Raw genomic sequence first — 17097 nt, forward strand, 5'->3', positions numbered from 1 at the left:
GGCAGGTATGTCGTCGAAGATTGTTCCGGTGGTCATGGCCGGAGGAAAAGGCACCCGTCTGTGGCCTCTGTCGCGCTCTGCCGCGCCGAAGCAGTTCCTGCAGATCCTCTCGGACCGTTCGCTGTTCCAGCAGACGCTCGAGCGCGTTCGTGACCCGGCCCGCTATGAGCCGGCCATCGTGGTCACCAACAGCGACTTTCGCTTCATCGTCGCCGAACAGGCGCGGGCAATCGACACTCAACTGGGCGACATCCTGCTTGAGCCGGTGGCGCGCAACACCGCGCCGGCGCTCGCGGCGGCCGCCTTCTCGATCCTCGCGCGCTTCGGCAAGGCGGCGATCATGCAGGTGCTCGCCTCGGATCACGAGATCGATGCCGGAGCCATCTATCAGGATTGCATCCTGCGGGCGCACCAGGCGGCACGCCACGGCGAACTGGTGACGTTCGGCATCACACCGACGGAGCCGGCGACTGGCTACGGCTACATCGAACAGGGAGAAGAACTGACGGCCGGTGCGAACCGGGTGGCGCGCTTCGTCGAGAAGCCGGATCGGGCAAAGGCCGTAGCGATGCTGGAGACAGGTCGCTACCTCTGGAATTCCGGCATGTTCATGTTGCCGGTCAAACCCTTCCTCGACGAAATGAAGCACCACGCACCGGACGTGTGGGAAGCGGCCAGACTCGCCGTCGAAGGTATCAGGAAAGACCTCGACTTTTCCCGGCTCGAAGCTGCAAGCTTCGCGCGCGCGCCGGATATTTCCGTCGACTATGCGGTGTTCGAGCGGACCGAGCGGGCGGCCGTGGTTCCGTCTTCCTTTGCCTGGTCCGATCTCGGAAGCTGGGATGCTGTGTGGAAGACGGGCCGAAAGGACAGCGACGGCAATGTCGTTACCGACCGGGCGACGGTGTCGAACACGCGCAATTCGCTGGTTCTCTCCCGCGACATCCACCTGGCGGTGCAGGGGCTCGAAGACGTGGCCGTGATTGCCGGCGAGGATGCCGTCTATGTCGGTCGGCTCGATGACAGCCAGAGTGTCGGCAACATCGTCAAGACGCTGGCGCGGTCGCCCCGCACGACGGCCCTGACCGAGGTTCACCCAACCTCCTATCGCCCCTGGGGCGCGGTGGCGGCGATCTCGGACGGCGAGCGTTTCGCAGTCAAGCGCCTGCGCGTGACGCCCGGCAAGAAGATCTCGCTCCAGAAACACCACCACCGGGCGGAACACTGGATCGTGGTGCGTGGCACGGCAGAAATCACCATGGCCGGCGAGACGCGGCTGCTGCATGAGAACGAGTCGGTCTATATCCCGCCGGGCACCGTGCACCGGCTCTACAATCCGGGCAAGATTCCGCTGGAACTGATCGAGGTGCAGACGGGCTCCTATCTCGGCGAAGACGACATCACCCGCATCGAGGATGAGTTCGGCCGGAGCTGACGCTCTCGGAGATCCGGACAAGGGAAACGAAAAATGCCCGGGCGAAGACCCGGGCATTGAAGTCAGAACGTTCGCACTGAGAAAGCTCAGCCGGCGACACGCTCGGTTTCGCTCTTCTGGGCGTAGTAGTGGCCGAAGCGGTTTGCGAGGAAAGTATCGAGTGCGATGTCTTCCTGGCGAACGAAGCCCTTCGAGGCGATCTTGCCTTCGGCGAGCAGGTCGAGCACGGCGCAGATGCTGCCTGCCGTGGTGATCTGGATGCCGCTCTGCATGCGACCGGCAACAACACCGCTATAGACCTTGTTGGCGTAGGTTTCCTGGATCAGGCGGCCATCGCGGAAGCCCGAAACGGTGACGAAGATCACGACGACGTCCTGGGTGGTGGTCGGCAGCGAATTTTCGAAGATGTCCTTCAGGACTTCGCGGCGGTGACGCAGGCCGAGGTCGTTCAGAAGCGCCTTCATGATCGCGGCATGGCCAGGATAGCGGATGGTCTTGTAGTTAAGCGTCCGGACCTTGCCCTTCAGCGTCTCGCAGAGGGTGCCAAGACCGCCCGAGGTGTTGAAGGCTTCGTAGGTGACGCCGTCGAGCGAGAATTCTTCGCGCTCTTCCATGGCCGGCACTTCGATCAGGTTGCTCTCAACGATCGCCTCGCAGGGCTCGATGTATTCGTTGATGACGCCGTCGGTGCTCCAGGTCAGGTTGTAGTTCAGGGCGTTCGACGGGTACTGCGGCAGCGCGCCGACGCGCATGCGCACGCTTTCGAGCGTCTGGAAGCGGCTGGCAAGATCGTTGGCGACGATCGAGATGAAGCCCGGTGCGAGGCCGCACTGCGGAATGAAGGCGGTGTTGGCCTTGGCGGCGATCGCCTTGACCTGGCGGGTGGATTCGACGTCTTCGGTCAGGTCCAGGTAGTGGATGCCGGCTTCGGCGGCGGCTTCGGCGATTGCGACGGTCAGGTGGAAGGGAGCGGCGCTGAGCACGGCGAACTTGCCGGAGAGAAGCGCGACGAGGGCCTTCTTGTCACCGATGTCGACGGTTGCCGTCGTGATCGCTGCATGCTTTTCGACCTGCTCCAACTGCTCGGCGGCGCGGTCTGCGACGCAGACGCTGTAGTCGCCGGTATGGGCGAGCATGCGAGCGATGGTGGAGCCGATCTTGCCTGCTCCGATGACGACGATATCCTTCATTCTTTCCCCCAGGGTATGAGAACTGTTTCTGCCCCTATTGTCGGGTGAGGGGGTGTTGATTTGAAGCGCCATTATGACTAAATCGCCTATCTATATTCGGCAGATCGCCGATAAGGACCGACGAAATGCAGATCACCGACAAGGACCGGGAGCTTCTGGCCATCCTCAGCGAAAACGCCCGGATGCCGACGGCGACGATCGCCCGGCGGCTCGGTCTGTCGCGCACGACGGTGCAGGCCCGCATCGAGCGGCTCGAGCGCGAGGGCGTGATTGCCGGCTATGGCGTTCGTCTGTCGGAAAGCTACGAGCAGGGCCTGGTCAAGGCGCATGTTCTGATCACCATCGCGCCGCGGGCGCTCAGCCGCGTCACCCCGGAGCTCAGCGCCATCCGTGAGATCCGCACCTTGCATTCGGTCAGTGGCAGCTTCGATCTCATCGCCGTCGTTGCTGCTGCTTCCATCAACGAACTCGACCTGCTCATCGACCGCATCGGCGAGATCGATGGCGTCGATCGCACCCTCTCGTCGATCATTCTTTCGACCCGGATCGATCGCTAGGCTTGCTTCTCCGCAAGCCTGGCTCGCCGCCCTACGGCGCGCGGTGCGAGGGAGAGGGCGCCTCCAGCCGCTCGCCATCCGTCGTGGCTTCGCTGCCATCGGGTACCTTCGCGGGCGCGTTCCAGGCCGAAGGCCCCTGAACGAAGCTGCGCATGCGGGCGTCGCCATAGGCGAGCCACTTGGTCCGGTCGAAGTAAAGCTCGGCAATGCTCTTGGGCCGTGCGCGCGGTGGCTGGTTGGCAAGAAAGTTGAAGCGCCGCGTCACCTCGTCGGATTCGCGCTTGAACTGGACGCGGCTGCCGAAGTGCCTGAGGTCGAATTCCCTCAGCGCCTGGATCTGCAGCGTGACGCTTGCGGCATCTGCCCAGCGCACGTGATCCAGGAACACGGACGCCGCGCGCGCGGCTGCTGTCGTCACCGCCTGAGCATCGTCCTGGCGTTCGATGTTGAGCTTGACGCGGAAGGAAGTGATCTCCTCCTCACCGCTGCCCTTGACGAAGATGAAGATCGACGAGGGCTTGTCTTCACCCGGGCGGGGGAAGCTGACGAGCGAGGAGCACTCCCATTGTCCGCGTTCGCCGGCGCTTGATTTCCATTCCAGTTCACGGAAGCCGGCCTCCCGGAGTTCGTCGCAGAGTGCCTTCGGATCGCTGCGGATGACGCGCAGGAACTGCTGCTCCGGCGTCTGCAGGTCCTGGAAGGTCCAGGCAGGCAGTGCGATCTGCGGCGGTTGGCGCCTCGCCGGCCTGGCTGTCTCCTGTTCGGCAGGCTTCTCTTTTTCGAGAAAGGTCGTCGGAAGGCCGAATGCCAGCAAAAGCTTCTTGAGATTGCGCTGTTCATTGGCAAGCAGGGCGGTCGTGACAATCGCCGTGACGATCAACAGGAGCACGACCAGGAAGAAGCGCAGACCCGTACGGCGGGGCCTTCCTGTTGGCGTCTTTCCCTTGGGCGCGCTCATGCCACCTCGCCCGCCCGGTTTCGGGCGATGAGGCGCAGAGCCTGCAGCGAAAGGCGAACGATCGGCCGGGTTTCCATGGTCTCAAGTCATCAATGTGTCCAAGCCTTCTTCATCCTCGAAATCTGCGGCGGCGGCAATATGCAACCGCCGATCAATGCGGCGCGACAGTCTGCATCCTCGTCGAACCAAAAGTGCCGTGAACAAAGAGTTGAAATTGAGAGGCGGCTCCATAGTTTGGTCGGCGGTGTTTGTACCGGCAGTAGGGTTTGTGATGACAGCGTCGACATTCGCCGCCTCCTCTATCGACGCACCGCTCGTTCGGCGGCTGATCGCTGCACAGTTTCCGGATTGGTCGGATCTCGACGTGCTGCCGATCGAGCCAGGCGGATGGGACAACAGAACGTTCCGGCTCGGCGACGATATGACCGCGCGTCTGCCGAGTGCGGAACGCTACGTCGAGCAGGTGGAAAAGGAACATCTCTGGCTGCCGCAACTGGCACCGCAACTGCCGCTGCCCATCCCGATGCCGCTTGCCAAGGGCATGCCGGGAGAGGGCTTTCCCTGGCCGTGGTCGGTCTACCGCTGGCAGCCGGGTGAGACGCTGGCGGTCAAGCGGGTTGACGATCTCGCGCTGCTGGCGCGGGATCTCACTTCCTTTCTTCACGCGCTCATGCGCGCGGATGCGACGGAAGGGCCCTTGCCCGGAGACCACAATTTTCATCGCGGGGGCCCGCCTGCCTTCTATGACGAGGAGACGCGTCGCGCGCTTCGCCTTCTTGAGGCGCAGATCGATACGGAGGCGGCGCAGGCCGTTTGGGAAGCTGCGCTCGCCGCACCGTTCCGGGGCACACCCGTCTGGTTCCACGGTGATATCGCCTGGGGCAATCTGCTGGTCGAGGATGGCCGGCTGAGTGCCGTCATCGATTTCGGCACCTCGGGCATCGGCGACCCGGCCTGCGACCTTGCCATCGCCTGGACGTTTTTTAGTGGTGACGCCCGCGAGGTGTTTCGCGACGGCATGGCGTTTGATCGCGGCACCTGGGCGCGCGCGCGTGGCTGGACACTATGGAAGGCACTGATCGTCGTCGCCGGAATGACCGGAGCACCCGCCAGCGAAAGGACGAGGCAGCGCAGCGTGATCGATGCGGTGCTCGAAGACCATCGACGGTTCGGCTAGTGCCAGGACACGGATCGGACGCCGGCCGGCTTGACCCAAGGTCCATTAGTCTCTAGGTCAGGCGCAAGCGGGACGACCCGCGTCGAAGCAACGCCCGGGGACGGCCCCACTATCTCGACCGAGATACTGGAGTCGATTGCATCAGCCCTACCGCCCGTGGCGCGCCCGTGCGCCCCTTTATTTCCTTGAGCAACTGAGCACCTCCGTCTGGAGCGACCGTCCCGTACGACGACTTCGGCTGTCCCTCCCTTACACAACAACAGATTGACGCGCCGGCGGCCGACGCCGGTGTGCCGCCGACCGTCTCATCGCCAACAACGAGGTTGATGATGGCTGGACCCATCGAACAATTTGAAATCAAGACGCTCTTTCCGATCGCCGGCGTCTTCCTGATCCTGTCGACCCGCAGGCGCGGTCTGGTGCCGAACCGGGCGCAGTCGGCGGCCGAGATCCTCTACGAGTTCGCGGCAAAGACGTTGCGCGAGAATGCCGGGGAGAAGGGCATGCGCTTCTTTCCGCTGGTCTTCTCGCTGTTCATGTTCATCCTTACCGCCAACCTGATCGGCATGGTTCCCTATGCCTTCACGGTCACGAGCCATATCGCCGTCACCTTTGCGCTGGCGCTGCTCGTCTTCCTGACGATGACGCTCTATGGCCTATCCCGCCACGGTTTCGGTTTTCTCCGGCTGTTCATGCCCTCTGGCGTGCCTTTGGTGCTGGCGCCGATAATCATTCCGATCGAGGTGGTCTCCTACCTCTCGCGTCCTGTCAGCCATTCGGTGCGTCTGTTTGCTGTCATGCTCGCCGGTCACATCACGCTCAAGGTTTTCGCCGGCTTCGTCGTCAGCCTCACCGGTTTCGGTGCGCTGGGCATGCTGGGCGCGGTACTACCCTTGATGATGACGGTGGCGCTGACGGGGCTGGAACTGCTGATGTCGATCATCCAGGCCTATATCTTCACCATGCTGACCTGCATGTATCTCAACGACGCTCTTCATCCGAGCCATTGAGCGTGAAGCGGGAGGCTCCCTGCGAAGGGAGCCTCGTTTTCATTCGACCGTCGTTCGCTGTGCCTCGATCCGGTACGTCCGCCAGGACGACCAGACGAAGGCGATGAGGAACATCGCGGTCATCAGCAGCACAATGGTCGGTGCCGGCGCGCTGTCGATGAAGAAGGACAGATAGACGCCCGCAAACGACGCTGTCATTGCGGTCAACACGGCGACAATAAGCATCGCGCCCATGGTGCGGGTGATCAGGAAGGCGATGGCACCCGGTGCGATCAACATGGCAATGGCAAGGATCAGCCCCACCGCCTTCAGTGCACCGACGATCGTCAGCGACAGGATCGCGAGCAGCCCGTAATGCAGCCAGTTGACCGGCAGGCCGACGGCCTTCGCCTGGGCCGGATCGAAGGCGTGCAGCAGGAAGTCACGCCATTTGACGGCGAGAATGCCGGCGGCAACCACCGCGATAACGCCAGTCTCGACGATGTCGCGCCAGCCAATGCCGAGCATGTCGCCGAAGAGGATGTGATCGAGATGCACGTCGCTCTGGATCTTGGTGTAGAGCACCAGGCCGAAGCCGAACATGCCTGAAAAGACCACGCCCATGACCGTATCCTGCTTGATGCGGCTATTTTCCTTGAGATAGCCGGTCAAAAGCGCGCAGGACATGCCGGCGGCAAAGGCGCCGACGGCGAGCGGCAGGCCGACGATGTAGGAGATCACCACGCCGGGAAAGACGGCATGCGAGATCGCGTCGCCCATCAGCGACCAGCCCTTCAGCACCAGGAAGCAGGAGAGCATGGCTGTCGGGATCGCCACCAGCACCGAGATCAGCAGCGCGTTGCGCATGAACTCGAATTCGAAGACGGCAAGCAGCATGTCGAGTGAAATCATCGCGTTGCCTCCACCGGCTCGGCGCTGCGCCTGCGGGCGGCAAGCAGGCCGTGCTTGGGCGCAAAGACAAAGGCGGTCAGGAAGATCAGCGTCTGCAGCACGATGATGATGCCGCCGGTGGCGCCGTCGAGGAAGTAGCTGAAATATGCGCCGAAGAAGCTGGTTAGTGCGCCGATGGCGATGCTGATCAGGATCAACCGCGGAAAGCGATCTGTCAGCAGATACGCGGTGGCGCCGGGTGTTACCACCATGGCGATGACCAGGAAGGCCCCGACCGTCTGCAGCGCCGCGACGGTACAGGCGGAAAGCAGCGTGAAGAACAGCACCTTGAGGAAGGTCGTCGGAATGCCGATCGAACGGGCATGGCTCTCGTCGAAGAAGGTCACCATCAGGTCCTTCCATTTGACGGTCAGGATGACCAGCGAAACGATGCCGATGATCGCAAGCTGCAGCGTGTCGGCGGGCGTGATCGCCAGGATGTTGCCAAGCACGATGGTCTGGATGTTCACCGATGTCGGCGACAGCGACACCATGAAGAGGCCGAGACCGAAGAAGGAGGTGAAGATCAGGCCGATGATCGTGTCTTCCTTGAGCTTTGTGCGCTGGTTGAGGAAGAGCATGGCCCCGGCCGCAAGTCCGCCGGAGAAAAAGGCGCCGAGCGAGAAGGGAAGGCCGAGCATGTAGGCGCCGGCGACGCCGGGCACGATCGAGTGCGAAAGGGCGTCGCCGATCAGCGACCAGCCTTTCAGCATCAGATAGGCCGAGAGGAAGGCGCAAACGGCGCCGACCAACGCGCTCACCCACATGGCATTCACCATGTAGCCATAGGTGAAGGGTTCGAGAAGCGTGGCGATCATTGGCCGTTCCCGTTGGTCTCGGGTTTTGCCGGTTGCGCCACCATGCGGTCCTTGTCGCCATACATGACGAGCGGGCGCTCGTCGTCGGTGATGACGGCCAGCTGCCGCGGATCGGCGTCGTCGTGCAGGCTATCGCCACCAAGGACGAAATGCCGGAGCACGCCGCCGAAGGCGAGCTCGAGGTTTTCGCGGGTGAAGGTCGTTTCGGTCGGGCCGTAGGCAAGCACGGTGTTTTTCAGAAGCACGGTGCGGTCGCAGAATTCCGGAACGCTGCCGAGATTGTGGGTCGAGACCAGCATGACCCGGCCTTCGTCGCGAAGCCCGATGAGCAGCCGGATGATCGCGTCCTCGGTCTTCACGTCGACGCCGGTGAAGGGCTCGTCGAGCAGGATGACCTTGCCGTCCTGAGCGAGCGCGCGCGCCAGGAAGACGCGCTTCTTCTGGCCGCCCGAGAGTTCGCCGATCTGGCGCTTGCGGTAGTCGCTCATGCCGACGCGCGCGAGCGCTGCCTCGACCGCCTCATGGTCGGCCTTTTTAGGAATGCGCAGCATGTTCATGTGGCCGTAGCGACCCATCATGACCACGTCTTCGACGAGAACCGGGAAGTTCCAGTCGACCTCCTCGGCCTGGGGCACGTAGGCGACTAAGTTCTTCTTCAGTGCTTCCGGCACGGAGCGGCCAAGGATCGAGATTTCGCCGCGCGACAGGCGGGCGAAACCCATGATCGCCTTGAAGAGCGTCGACTTGCCGCTGCCGTTGACGCCGACGAGCGCCGTGATGGTGCCCGTCGGGATCTCGAAGGTCGCGTCGCGCAGCGCCCGCAGGCCATTGCGGTAGGTGACGGTCGCGCCTGAAACGCGGATGCCGCTGCCTTGCTCGCCGGAGGCCGGGGCGGGACCTGAGCGGGTCTTCACCTGAAGGTTCATTGCGACAGACCCTTGGCGATGGTTTCCGATGTGACGCGCAGCAGATCGATATAGGTGGGAACCGGACCTTCCGCTTCGCTCAAGGAATCAACGTAAAGCACGCCGCCGTATTTTGCACCGGTTTCGCGCGCCACCTGCTCCGCCGGGTCAGGCGAAATCGTGCTTTCGGAGAAGACGACCGGGATGTTGTTGGCCCGGACCGCGTCGATGACCTTGCGCACCTGCTGCGGCGTGCCCTGCTGGTCGGCATTGATCGGCCAGAGATAGAGCTCCTTCATGCCGAAATCGCGAATGAGGTAGCTGAAGGCGCCTTCGCTCGAGACCAGCCAGCGCCTGTCCGCTGGGATCTTGGCGATCTCGGCGCGGATCGGCCCGATGGTCGCTTCGATCTTCTGCTTGTAGGCCTCGGCATTGGCCTTGTAGGTCTCGGCATTATCAGGGTCGTACTTCACGAAGGCATCACGGATGTTGTCGACATAGATGAGTGCCGCCGAAGGCGACATCCAGGCATGCGGATTGGGCTTGCCGGTATAGGGGCCCTCGGCAATGCCCATGGGCTCGACGCCGGTGGAGACGACGACACCGGGAACGTCGTCGAAATTCTGGAAGAATTTCTCGAACCAGAGTTCGAGGTTGAGGCCGTTCCACAGGATCAGCTTGGCATCGTGCGCCTTCAGGATGTCGCGCGGGGTCGGCTGGTAGTTGTGGATCTCGGCACCCGGCTTGGTGATCGATTCGACGATGGCCGCGTCCCCCGCGACGTTCTTCGCCATGTCGGCAATGACCGTGAAGGTCGTCACTGCCTTGAATTTTTCCTGCGCAAAGCTGGCGCTGGGCGAAAGCGCGATGGCTGCCATGGCAACGGCTGCTGCCAGGATCGCGCGCCTCGTCTGATCGATCATTCGTTACTCCCAAGTGTTGACGATCACAGGAGTAGGGGAATGATTTGCATAAGTCAATGCAAATGAGAAGCATTCGCAACTGGCTATTTTCAAACTGCACGCCCTTGGCTAGTGTACGGCCATGAAACAGAACAAGAATCGTGTCGAAGAACTGGAAGGTGTCCTCCGGGACGGCGGCGTGCGCGTGACGCGCCAACGTGCCGCAATCCTGAAGATTCTCGCGACCGCAGAAGATCACCCGGATGCGAGCGAACTGCATCGCCGCGCCAAGGAGATCGACGCCACCGTCTCGCTTTCGACCGTCTACCGAACACTGTCGGCGCTTGAGCAGCAGGGCGTCGTGCACCGCCATGCCTTCGAAAGCGCGACCGCTCGCTTCGAGACCGCCGACGCGCCGCATCACGACCACCTGATCGACATCGACACGGGCGCTGTCATCGAGTTCCGTTCCGACAAGATCGAACAGCTGCAAGCGGAGATTGCCGCCGAGCTCGGCTATGATCTGGTGCGCCACCGGCTGGAACTCTACTGCCGCAAGCGCAAGGACTGAGCGCCTTGTAACCGCAACCGCTCGCCACGATCCGGGCGAACGCATTTTTCCCTGAACAACACGATCACCCGCGATCGACGGCCGCAGCGGTCACTGCGCGTCGGCGTGCCGGGATCGTCATGGCCGCCACGCCGATAATGACGCAGCCAAGGCCGATCCAGGCGGTGTCCGACAGCCGCTCGCCGAGGAAGATGGCGCCGATGGCAACACCGACGGGTACACGCAAATAGGCCTGGGCGGTGGCTCCGACCGAGCCCAACGTCTGGATCAGCCGGAAGTAGATGGCGAAGGCAAGGGCAGTCGAAAACACGGCAAGGCCCAAGAGTGCGAGCAGCGAGTCCATCGAGGGCGAAAGCGTCCAGGGCCGGTCGACAATGAGGCTCGTCGGGATCAGGAGCACCGTGCCTGCGATGAGCGAGCCGGCGGCGGGCATCATCGGATCGAGCCCCTTAAAGCTGCGCCCGAAGATTGCCGCACCGGCATAGCAGACGGTGGCGAGCACGACGGCAAGCTGCGGCAGCAATTGCTCGCCGAGGCCGCCAAAGGCTTCCATTCCGATGATCAGGCTGATGCCGGTCATGCCGGCAATGACGCCGACGAGCTTGCGGGCGGTGACCGCCTCGTGGCGCGTAATCAGGGCCGTCATCAGGAAGGCGAAGATCGGTGTCGTCGCATTGAGGATCGAGGCGATGCCGGCATCGATCGTCTGCTCCGCCCAGGCGATCAGCGTGAAAGGCACGACGCTGTTGAGGCAGGCCTGGAACAGGAACTTCCGCCAAGTCGCAGCGTCGCGCGGCATCTTCAACCTGCGCCAGCGAAGAACCGCAAGCAGGATGGCGCCGGCGATCAGCGTGCGGGCGGCAATCAGCGTGATCGGCGGGATGGTCTCGATGCCGATCTTGATGAAGGTGTAGGAGGCGCCCCAGAGCGTGGCGAGCGCGAGAAGCAGCAGAAGCTCGAGGGTGAGATTGGTCTTGGGCATGGCAGTTGAAACCTTCCTGTCGAGACCTGCTCTGTTTCGCCGCCGTTTGTTCGGCCTGTTGCTCCTGCTTGCGGGCGCGACCTCGCCGGGTGCTGCGGTCGCCGACGGAGCCAGCTTTGCGGGGCAATGGCAACAGGTGGCGTCCGGCACCGGCGAATGCGAAACCTGCTGGGTCGAGATCAGGCGCAACGGCCCGGTCTTGAAAGTCATTGGCAAGGACGGCTGGTTCGCGGTCGCCCATCTCGGGCGCATCGATGGCGGTGATAGCGCCGAGGGTATCGGACGCTGGAGCGAGGGCGGCACCAGCCACTATCGCAGCAAGCCCTTCGATATCCGTATCGCGATCGCCGACAAGCGCCTCTACATGGATATGAGCGTGCAGATGGACGATGGCTCGAAGCGGATGGTCAGGGCGATCTTCGACAAGCGCAGGACTGAAAAATCGATGCGCCTGTTGCCGGTTCGGATGTAGGCCACGCCCGCTGAGCTTCGATGGCAAACACTGGGTGGCCCCGACAGCTTCCCGCAAGCGCTTGTTTTCCGCAGGTGCTGCGATCAAAGAAAAAACCGGGGTCGTGACCGACCCCGGTTGCCGCATCTCCAGAAAGAGAAAGGCCGCCCGGTTTGGGCGGCCCTCCCTTGTTACTGCTGCCAGCTCTTGACCAGATCGTCGTAGTTGACGGTCTGCGGCTTTTCCTTCTCGTTCTCGACCTTCAGCTGCGGAGCGAGGTTGCCCTTGGAAACGGCGTCCTTGTTCCAGTACTCGAGATCGTGCTCTTCAGCGAGCTTCGGACCGATGTCGCCCTGGACGCCCGAACGCTCGAGGCGGGAGAGAACCTTCTCCTGCTCGGCGCACAGCGAATCCATGGCTTCCTGAGCGGTCTTGGCACCCGAGGATGCGTCGCCGATCGCCTGCCACCACAGCTGAGCCAGCTTCGGATAGTCAGGAACGTTCGTGCCGGTCGGCGACCACTGCAGGCGGGCCGGCGAACGGTAGAACTCGATCAGACCGCCGAGCTTCGGAGCGCGGTCCGTGAAGCTCTTGTGGTCCAGCGTCGACTGTCGGATGAAGGTGAGGCCGACATGGCTCTTCTTCACGTCGACGGTCTTCGAGGTGACGAACTGCGCATAGAGCCATGCGGCCTTGGCGCGATCGTCAGGCGTGGACTTCAGCAGCGTCCAGGAACCAGCGTCCTGGTAGCCGAGCTTCATGCCGTCCTTCCAGTAGACACCGTGCGGGCTCGGAGCGAAACGCCACTTCGGCGAGCCGTCCTCGTTGACGACGGGCAGGCCCGGCTTGACGAAGTCGGCGGTGAACGCCGTGTAGGTGAACATCTGCTGGGCGATTTCACCCTGCGACGGAACCGGGCCGGATTCCGAGAAGGTCATGCCCTGGGCAGCTGCCGGTGCATAGGCCTTCATCCAGTCGAGGTACTTCTGGATCGAGTAGACGGCAGCCGGGCCGTTGGTGTCGCCGCCACGGGCAACGCACGAGCCGACCGGACGCGAGTTCTCGTCGACCTTGATGCCCCACTCGTCGACCGGCTTGCCGTTCGGGATGCCCTTGTCGCCATTGCCGGCCATCGACAGCCAGGCGTCGGTGAAGCGCCAGCCGAGCGACGGGTCCTTCTTGCCGTAGTCCATGTGGCCATAGACTTTCTTGCCGTCGACTTCGCGGCCGGTGAAGAACTCGGCGATGTCCTCGTAGGCCGACCAGTTGACCGGAACGCCGAGGTCGTAGCCGTACTTCGCCTTGAAGTCCGCCTTGTTCTTCTCGTCGTTGAACCAGTCGTAACGGAACCAGTAGAGGTTCGCGAACTGCTGGTCGGGCAGCTGGTAGAGCTTACCATCCGGCGCGGTCGTGAAGGACTTGCCGATGAAGTCGTCGATGTCGAGGTTCGGGTTGGTGACGTCCTTGCCTTCATTGGCCATGAAGTCGGTCAGGCTGCGGGCCTGCTGGTAGCGCCAATGGGTACCGATCAGGTCGCTATCGTTGATGTAGGCGTCATAGACGTTTTCGCCCGACTGCATCTGCGTCTGCAGCTTTTCGACGACGTCGCCTTCACCGATCAGGTCGTGGGTGATCTTGATGCCGGTGATGTCGGAGAAGGCCTTGGCCAGCGTCTTCGATTCGTATTCATGCGTGGTGATCGTTTCGGAAACGACCTTGATTTCCATGCCCGCAAAGGGCTTGGCCGCATCGACGAACCACTGCATTTCGGCTTCCTGGGCCGCACGGTCGAGCGAGGACATGTCGCCGATTTCGGTGTCGAGGAACGTCTTTGCCTCGTCCATGCCGGCAAATGCGGTGCCGGTGAAGGCCAGCAGCATGGCCGCCGTCGTAGTCAAAAGATGCCGTCGCATAATTCCCTCCCTTAGGTTTGCGATTGCGTTTCTTTAGCTTTCGAGGGGTCGCTGGTTTAGCGGCCCCTCAAATCGGTTCGCCTCAGACGTAGCGGAAGACGCCGACGGCATAGACCAGGGAAAGCACAAGCGCCAACCACAGGTTCTGCCCGCCGACGAAGCCGAGCCACGCGAGGTGAATGAAGGCGCTGCCGAGCAGCGACACGAAGAGGCGATCGCCCCGTGTCGTCTCGAAGCGCAGGATGCCGACGCGCGGATTGCCGCCCGGCGAGGCATATTCCCAGACTGCCATCATCGACAGCAGTGCGAAGATGGTGAGAAAGAACATGGCCGATGGGAACGACCAGGCCATCCAGCCGCCCGCGACCAGCGGCGCGAACCAGTCGCGCGCGCCATCCTTGACCGGAAGCATGCTCATGAGCAGCCCGGCGGCAGAAGCATAGACGACGAGTACGGCGGCGAAGGGCAGTTGCCAACGGGCCTTGCGAACGGGTTGAGCGGTCATCATACCCTCCCCAGGGCAAAGCCCTTGGCGATGTAGTTGCGAACGAAATAGATCACCAGTGCGCCCGGGATGATGGTGAGCACGCCGGCAGCGGCGAGCACACCCCAGTCGAGGCCGGAGGCGGAAACGGTACGGGTCATGGTGGCGGCGATCGGCTTGGCGTCCGTGGTCGTCAGCGTGCGGGCAAGCAAGAGTTCGACCCAGGAGAACATGAAGCAGAAGAAGGCGGCGACACCGATGCCCGATGCGATCAGCGGCATGAAGATCTTCACGAAGAAGCGCGGGAACGAGTAGCCGTCGATATAGGCCGTTTCGTCGATTTCCTTCGGCACGCCCGACATGAAGCCTTCCAGGATCCAGACGGCGAGCGGCACGTTGAACAGGCAGTGCGCAAGGGCGACCGCGATGTGCGTGTCGATCAGGCCGAAGGCCGAATAGAGCTGGAAGAAGGGCAGGGCGAAGACCGCGGGCGGCGCCATGCGGTTGGTCAAGAGCCAGAAGAACAGGTGCTTGTCGCCGAGGAAGCGGTAACGCGAGAAGGCATAGGCTGCCGGCAGCGCTGCTGCGACCGAGATCACCGTGTTCATCACGACGTAGATGATCGAGTTGATGTAGCCGTTGTACCAGGAGGGATCGGTGAAGATCACCTCATAGTTGCGGAGCGTCGGATTGACGGGCCAGAGCGAGAACGTGCTCAGGATCTCGCTCGTTTCCTTGAAGCTCATGTTGACGAGCCAATAGATCGGCAGGAGCAGGAAGACGATGTAGATCGTCGGCACCAGCCAGGAGAGGCGTTCGGTAAGTGGTTTTGTCTGCATTTCTTTTCTCCTCCCGCCTTTGTCAGCCTTGCGCGTCGCTCGTGGTCATCACGGTGTAGAAGATCCACGAGAGCAGCAGGATGATGAGGAAGTAGATGATCGATAGCGCTGCCGCCGGACCGAGGTCGAACTGGCCAATGGCCGTCTTGACGAGGTCGATCGACAGGAAGGTGGTGGAGTTGCCCGGGCCGCCGCCGGTGACGACGAAGGGCTCGGTGTAGATCATGAAACTGTCCATGAAGCGCAGCAGGAAGGCGATCAAAAGCACGCGCTTCATCTTCGGCAACTGGATGTAGCGGAACACCGACCACCGCGAGGCGCCGTCGATCTTGGCCGCCTGGTAATAGGCGTCCGGGATAGACACGAGGCCGGCATAGCACAGAAGCACGACGAGGCTCGTCCAGTGCCAGACGTCCATGACGATCAGCGTCACCCAGGCAGCAACCGGGTTCTGCACGTAGTTGTAGTTGATGCCCATTGCCTCGAGCGTACGGCCGAGCAGACCGATGTCGACGCGGCCGAAGACCTGCCAGATGGTGCCGACGACGTTCCACGGGATCAAGAGCGGCAGCGCCATCAGCACGAGGCAGACCGGAACGCCGAGACCCTTCTTCGGCATGTTGAGCGCGATGATGATGCCGAGCGGGATCTCGATCGCCAGAATGATCGCAGAGAAGATCAGGTTGCGGGTGAGCGCGTCCCAGAAGCGGTCCGACGTCAGCACCTGCACGTACCAGTCGGTGCCGGCCCAGAAGAACTCGTTGTTGCCGAAGGTATCTTGGACCGAATAGTTGACGACGGTCATCAGCGGGATGACGGCCGAGAAGGCGACCAGCACGAGGACCGGCAGCACCATGAACCAGGCCTTGTTGTTCCAGGTTTTCTCCATGGTCAGGCCTCCTCGCCGACGCGCCAGGAATCGGCGTAGATGTTGATGGCTTTCGGATCGAAGCGGACGCGCGGATCGGCGGGGATCTCGCCATCCTCGTCGACGATGATCGAGATCGGCTGGTCGGCGAAGCGGGCGCGCACGATCTTGTGGCGGCCGATGTCCTCGACCTTGGTGATGGCGACCGGCATGCCCTCGCGGCCGAGCGAGACGAACTCCGGACGGATCCCGAGTTCGGTCTTCGCACCGGCTTTGACCTTGGGCAGAAAATTCAGGGCCACATGCTCGCCGCCAACCGTCGCGGTGTTGCCATCGAGCTTGACCGGCAGCACGTTCATGCCCGGCGAACCGATGAAGTAACCGACGAAGGTGTGGCGCGGGCGCTCGAAGAGCTCGGCCGGCGTACCGATCTGCACGATCTGGCCGTCATACATGACGACGACCTTGTCGGCGAAGGTGAGCGCCTCGGTCTGATCGTGGGTGACGTAGACCATGGTGAAGCCGAACTGCTTGTGCAGCCGCTTGATCTGCGAGCGCAGCACCCACTTCATTTCCGGGTCGATGACGGTCAGCGGCTCATCGAACAGGATGGCGCTGACGTCGTTGCGCACCAGGCCGCGGCCGAGCGAGATCTTCTGCTTTTGGTCGGCAGTGAGGCCGCGGGCGGTCTTCTTCGCCCAGCCGCCAAGGCCGATCATCTCGATCGTCTCCTTGACGCGGCGGTCGACCTCGGCTTCCGGCACATGCCGGTTGCGCAAGGGGAAGGCCAGATTGTCGTAGACCGTCATCGTGTCGTAGATGACAGGGAACTGGAACACCTGGGCGATGTTGCGTTCCTGGGTGGAGAGATGCGTCACGTCCTTGCCGTCGAAAAGGATGCGCCCTTCCGACGGATTGAGCAGGCCCGAGATGATGTTGAGCAGTGTGGTCTTGCCGCAACCGGACGGTCCGAGCAGCGCGTAGGCGCCGCCGTCGTTCCATTCGTGATGCACTTCCTTCAGCGCGTAGTCGTTTTCAGACTTCGGCTTGGCGCCGTAGGCGTGGCGGATATGTTCGAGATCGATGCGTGCCATGTTTTCCTCCCAG

The 17097-nt window shown here is 62.5% G+C and carries 18 protein-coding genes; 6 read left to right on the plus strand and 12 right to left on the minus strand.

Going from position 1 to position 17097, the window contains the following annotated elements:
* The first annotated feature begins 7 nt into the window (after window positions 1-7).
* Window positions 8-1435 carry a mannose-1-phosphate guanylyltransferase/mannose-6-phosphate isomerase gene (locus tag MKZ91_RS14355; protein WP_336171596.1) on the plus strand — a complete coding sequence of 476 codons (1428 nt, stop codon included), beginning with the start codon at window positions 8-10 and terminating at the stop codon, window positions 1433-1435.
* Window positions 1436-1521: 86 nt separating this feature from the next.
* Here MKZ91_RS14355 and MKZ91_RS14360 read toward each other — a convergent pair whose 3' ends face one another.
* A complete protein-coding gene (locus MKZ91_RS14360; protein ID WP_336171597.1) occupies window positions 1522-2625 on the minus strand; it encodes a saccharopine dehydrogenase family protein in 1104 nt (367 codons plus the stop codon).
* Between the two features lie 125 nt (window positions 2626-2750).
* Here MKZ91_RS14360 and MKZ91_RS14365 point away from each other — a divergent pair, with 125 nt between their 5' ends.
* The gene (locus tag MKZ91_RS14365; RefSeq protein ID WP_336171599.1) at window positions 2751-3182 is read left to right on the plus strand and encodes an Lrp/AsnC family transcriptional regulator; all 432 of its coding nucleotides are present in this window, start codon (window positions 2751-2753) and stop codon (window positions 3180-3182) included.
* 31 nt (window positions 3183-3213) lie between these two features.
* Here the strand turns inward: MKZ91_RS14365 and MKZ91_RS14370 are convergent, their stop codons facing one another.
* Window positions 3214-4140: a DUF6030 family protein gene (locus tag MKZ91_RS14370; protein ID WP_336171601.1), complete on the minus strand. Its 927-nt coding sequence runs from the start codon at window positions 4138-4140 to the stop codon at window positions 3214-3216.
* A gap of 271 nt (window positions 4141-4411) precedes the next feature.
* Here MKZ91_RS14370 and MKZ91_RS14375 point away from each other — a divergent pair, with 271 nt between their 5' ends.
* Both MKZ91_RS14375 and MKZ91_RS14380 read left to right on the plus strand, forming a co-directional pair.
* On the plus strand, window positions 4412-5317 hold the full coding sequence (locus tag MKZ91_RS14375; RefSeq protein ID WP_336171603.1) for an aminoglycoside phosphotransferase family protein: 906 nt from the start codon (window positions 4412-4414) through the stop codon (window positions 5315-5317).
* A 329-nt stretch (window positions 5318-5646) separates the two neighbouring features.
* Window positions 5647-6327, plus strand: a complete 681-nt coding sequence (locus MKZ91_RS14380) for a F0F1 ATP synthase subunit A (protein ID WP_336171606.1) — start codon at window positions 5647-5649, stop codon at window positions 6325-6327.
* Between the two features lie 39 nt (window positions 6328-6366).
* Here the strand turns inward: MKZ91_RS14380 and MKZ91_RS14385 are convergent, their stop codons facing one another.
* The 4 genes from MKZ91_RS14385 to MKZ91_RS14400 are packed head-to-tail and all read right to left on the minus strand — an operon-like array spanning window position 6367 to window position 9903.
* Window positions 6367-7218, minus strand: coding sequence for a metal ABC transporter permease (locus MKZ91_RS14385; RefSeq protein WP_336171607.1), 852 nt, complete (start codon window positions 7216-7218; stop codon window positions 6367-6369).
* Window positions 7215-8075, minus strand: coding sequence for a metal ABC transporter permease (locus MKZ91_RS14390; protein ID WP_336171611.1), 861 nt, complete (start codon window positions 8073-8075; stop codon window positions 7215-7217). The genes MKZ91_RS14385 and MKZ91_RS14390 overlap by 4 nt, the downstream gene beginning before the upstream one ends.
* Window positions 8072-9001 (minus strand): manganese/iron ABC transporter ATP-binding protein, encoded by a 930-nt coding sequence (locus tag MKZ91_RS14395; RefSeq protein WP_336171612.1) that lies wholly within the window; start codon window positions 8999-9001, stop codon window positions 8072-8074. Before MKZ91_RS14395 ends, MKZ91_RS14390 begins: the two co-directional genes overlap by 4 nt.
* Window positions 8998-9903, minus strand: coding sequence for a metal ABC transporter substrate-binding protein (locus tag MKZ91_RS14400; RefSeq protein WP_336171613.1), 906 nt, complete (start codon window positions 9901-9903; stop codon window positions 8998-9000). The genes MKZ91_RS14395 and MKZ91_RS14400 overlap by 4 nt, the downstream gene beginning before the upstream one ends.
* 121 nt (window positions 9904-10024) lie before the next feature.
* On the opposite strand from MKZ91_RS14400, the gene MKZ91_RS14405 reads away from it, so the two are divergent.
* The gene (locus tag MKZ91_RS14405; protein ID WP_065774062.1) at window positions 10025-10453 is read left to right on the plus strand and encodes a Fur family transcriptional regulator; all 429 of its coding nucleotides are present in this window, start codon (window positions 10025-10027) and stop codon (window positions 10451-10453) included.
* 64 nt (window positions 10454-10517) lie between these two features.
* On the opposite strand, the gene MKZ91_RS14410 is transcribed toward MKZ91_RS14405, so the two are convergent.
* The gene (locus tag MKZ91_RS14410; protein ID WP_336171614.1) at window positions 10518-11435 is read right to left on the minus strand and encodes a DMT family transporter; all 918 of its coding nucleotides are present in this window, start codon (window positions 11433-11435) and stop codon (window positions 10518-10520) included.
* On the opposite strand from MKZ91_RS14410, the gene MKZ91_RS14415 reads away from it, so the two are divergent.
* Window positions 11434-11907 (plus strand): hypothetical protein, encoded by a 474-nt coding sequence (locus MKZ91_RS14415; protein WP_336171616.1) that lies wholly within the window; start codon window positions 11434-11436, stop codon window positions 11905-11907. The two genes, MKZ91_RS14410 and MKZ91_RS14415, sit on opposite strands and share 2 nt — an antisense overlap.
* Before the next feature lie 170 nt (window positions 11908-12077).
* Here MKZ91_RS14415 and MKZ91_RS14420 read toward each other — a convergent pair whose 3' ends face one another.
* From MKZ91_RS14420 to MKZ91_RS14440, 5 genes are all read right to left on the minus strand, one after another.
* Entirely contained in the window at window positions 12078-13799 is a 1722-nt protein-coding gene (locus MKZ91_RS14420; protein ID WP_336171617.1) for an ABC transporter substrate-binding protein, read from the minus strand.
* Window positions 13800-13881: 82 nt separating this feature from the next.
* Window positions 13882-14304 carry a DUF2160 domain-containing protein gene (locus tag MKZ91_RS14425; protein ID WP_336171618.1) on the minus strand — a complete coding sequence of 141 codons (423 nt, stop codon included), beginning with the start codon at window positions 14302-14304 and terminating at the stop codon, window positions 13882-13884.
* Complete coding sequence (locus tag MKZ91_RS14430) at window positions 14304-15122, minus strand: carbohydrate ABC transporter permease (RefSeq protein WP_275021709.1); 819 nt, start codon at window positions 15120-15122, stop codon at window positions 14304-14306. The genes MKZ91_RS14425 and MKZ91_RS14430 overlap by 1 nt, the downstream gene beginning before the upstream one ends.
* A gap of 22 nt (window positions 15123-15144) precedes the next feature.
* On the minus strand, window positions 15145-16011 hold the full coding sequence (locus MKZ91_RS14435; protein WP_275021708.1) for a carbohydrate ABC transporter permease: 867 nt from the start codon (window positions 16009-16011) through the stop codon (window positions 15145-15147).
* Between the two features lie 2 nt (window positions 16012-16013).
* Window positions 16014-17084, minus strand: a complete 1071-nt coding sequence (locus MKZ91_RS14440; protein ID WP_336171623.1) for an ABC transporter ATP-binding protein — start codon at window positions 17082-17084, stop codon at window positions 16014-16016.
* Window positions 17085-17097: the final 13 nt, after the last annotated feature.

The organism is Ensifer sp. MJa1, assembly GCF_037026475.1.
Taxonomy (GTDB): domain Bacteria; phylum Pseudomonadota; class Alphaproteobacteria; order Rhizobiales; family Rhizobiaceae; genus Ensifer.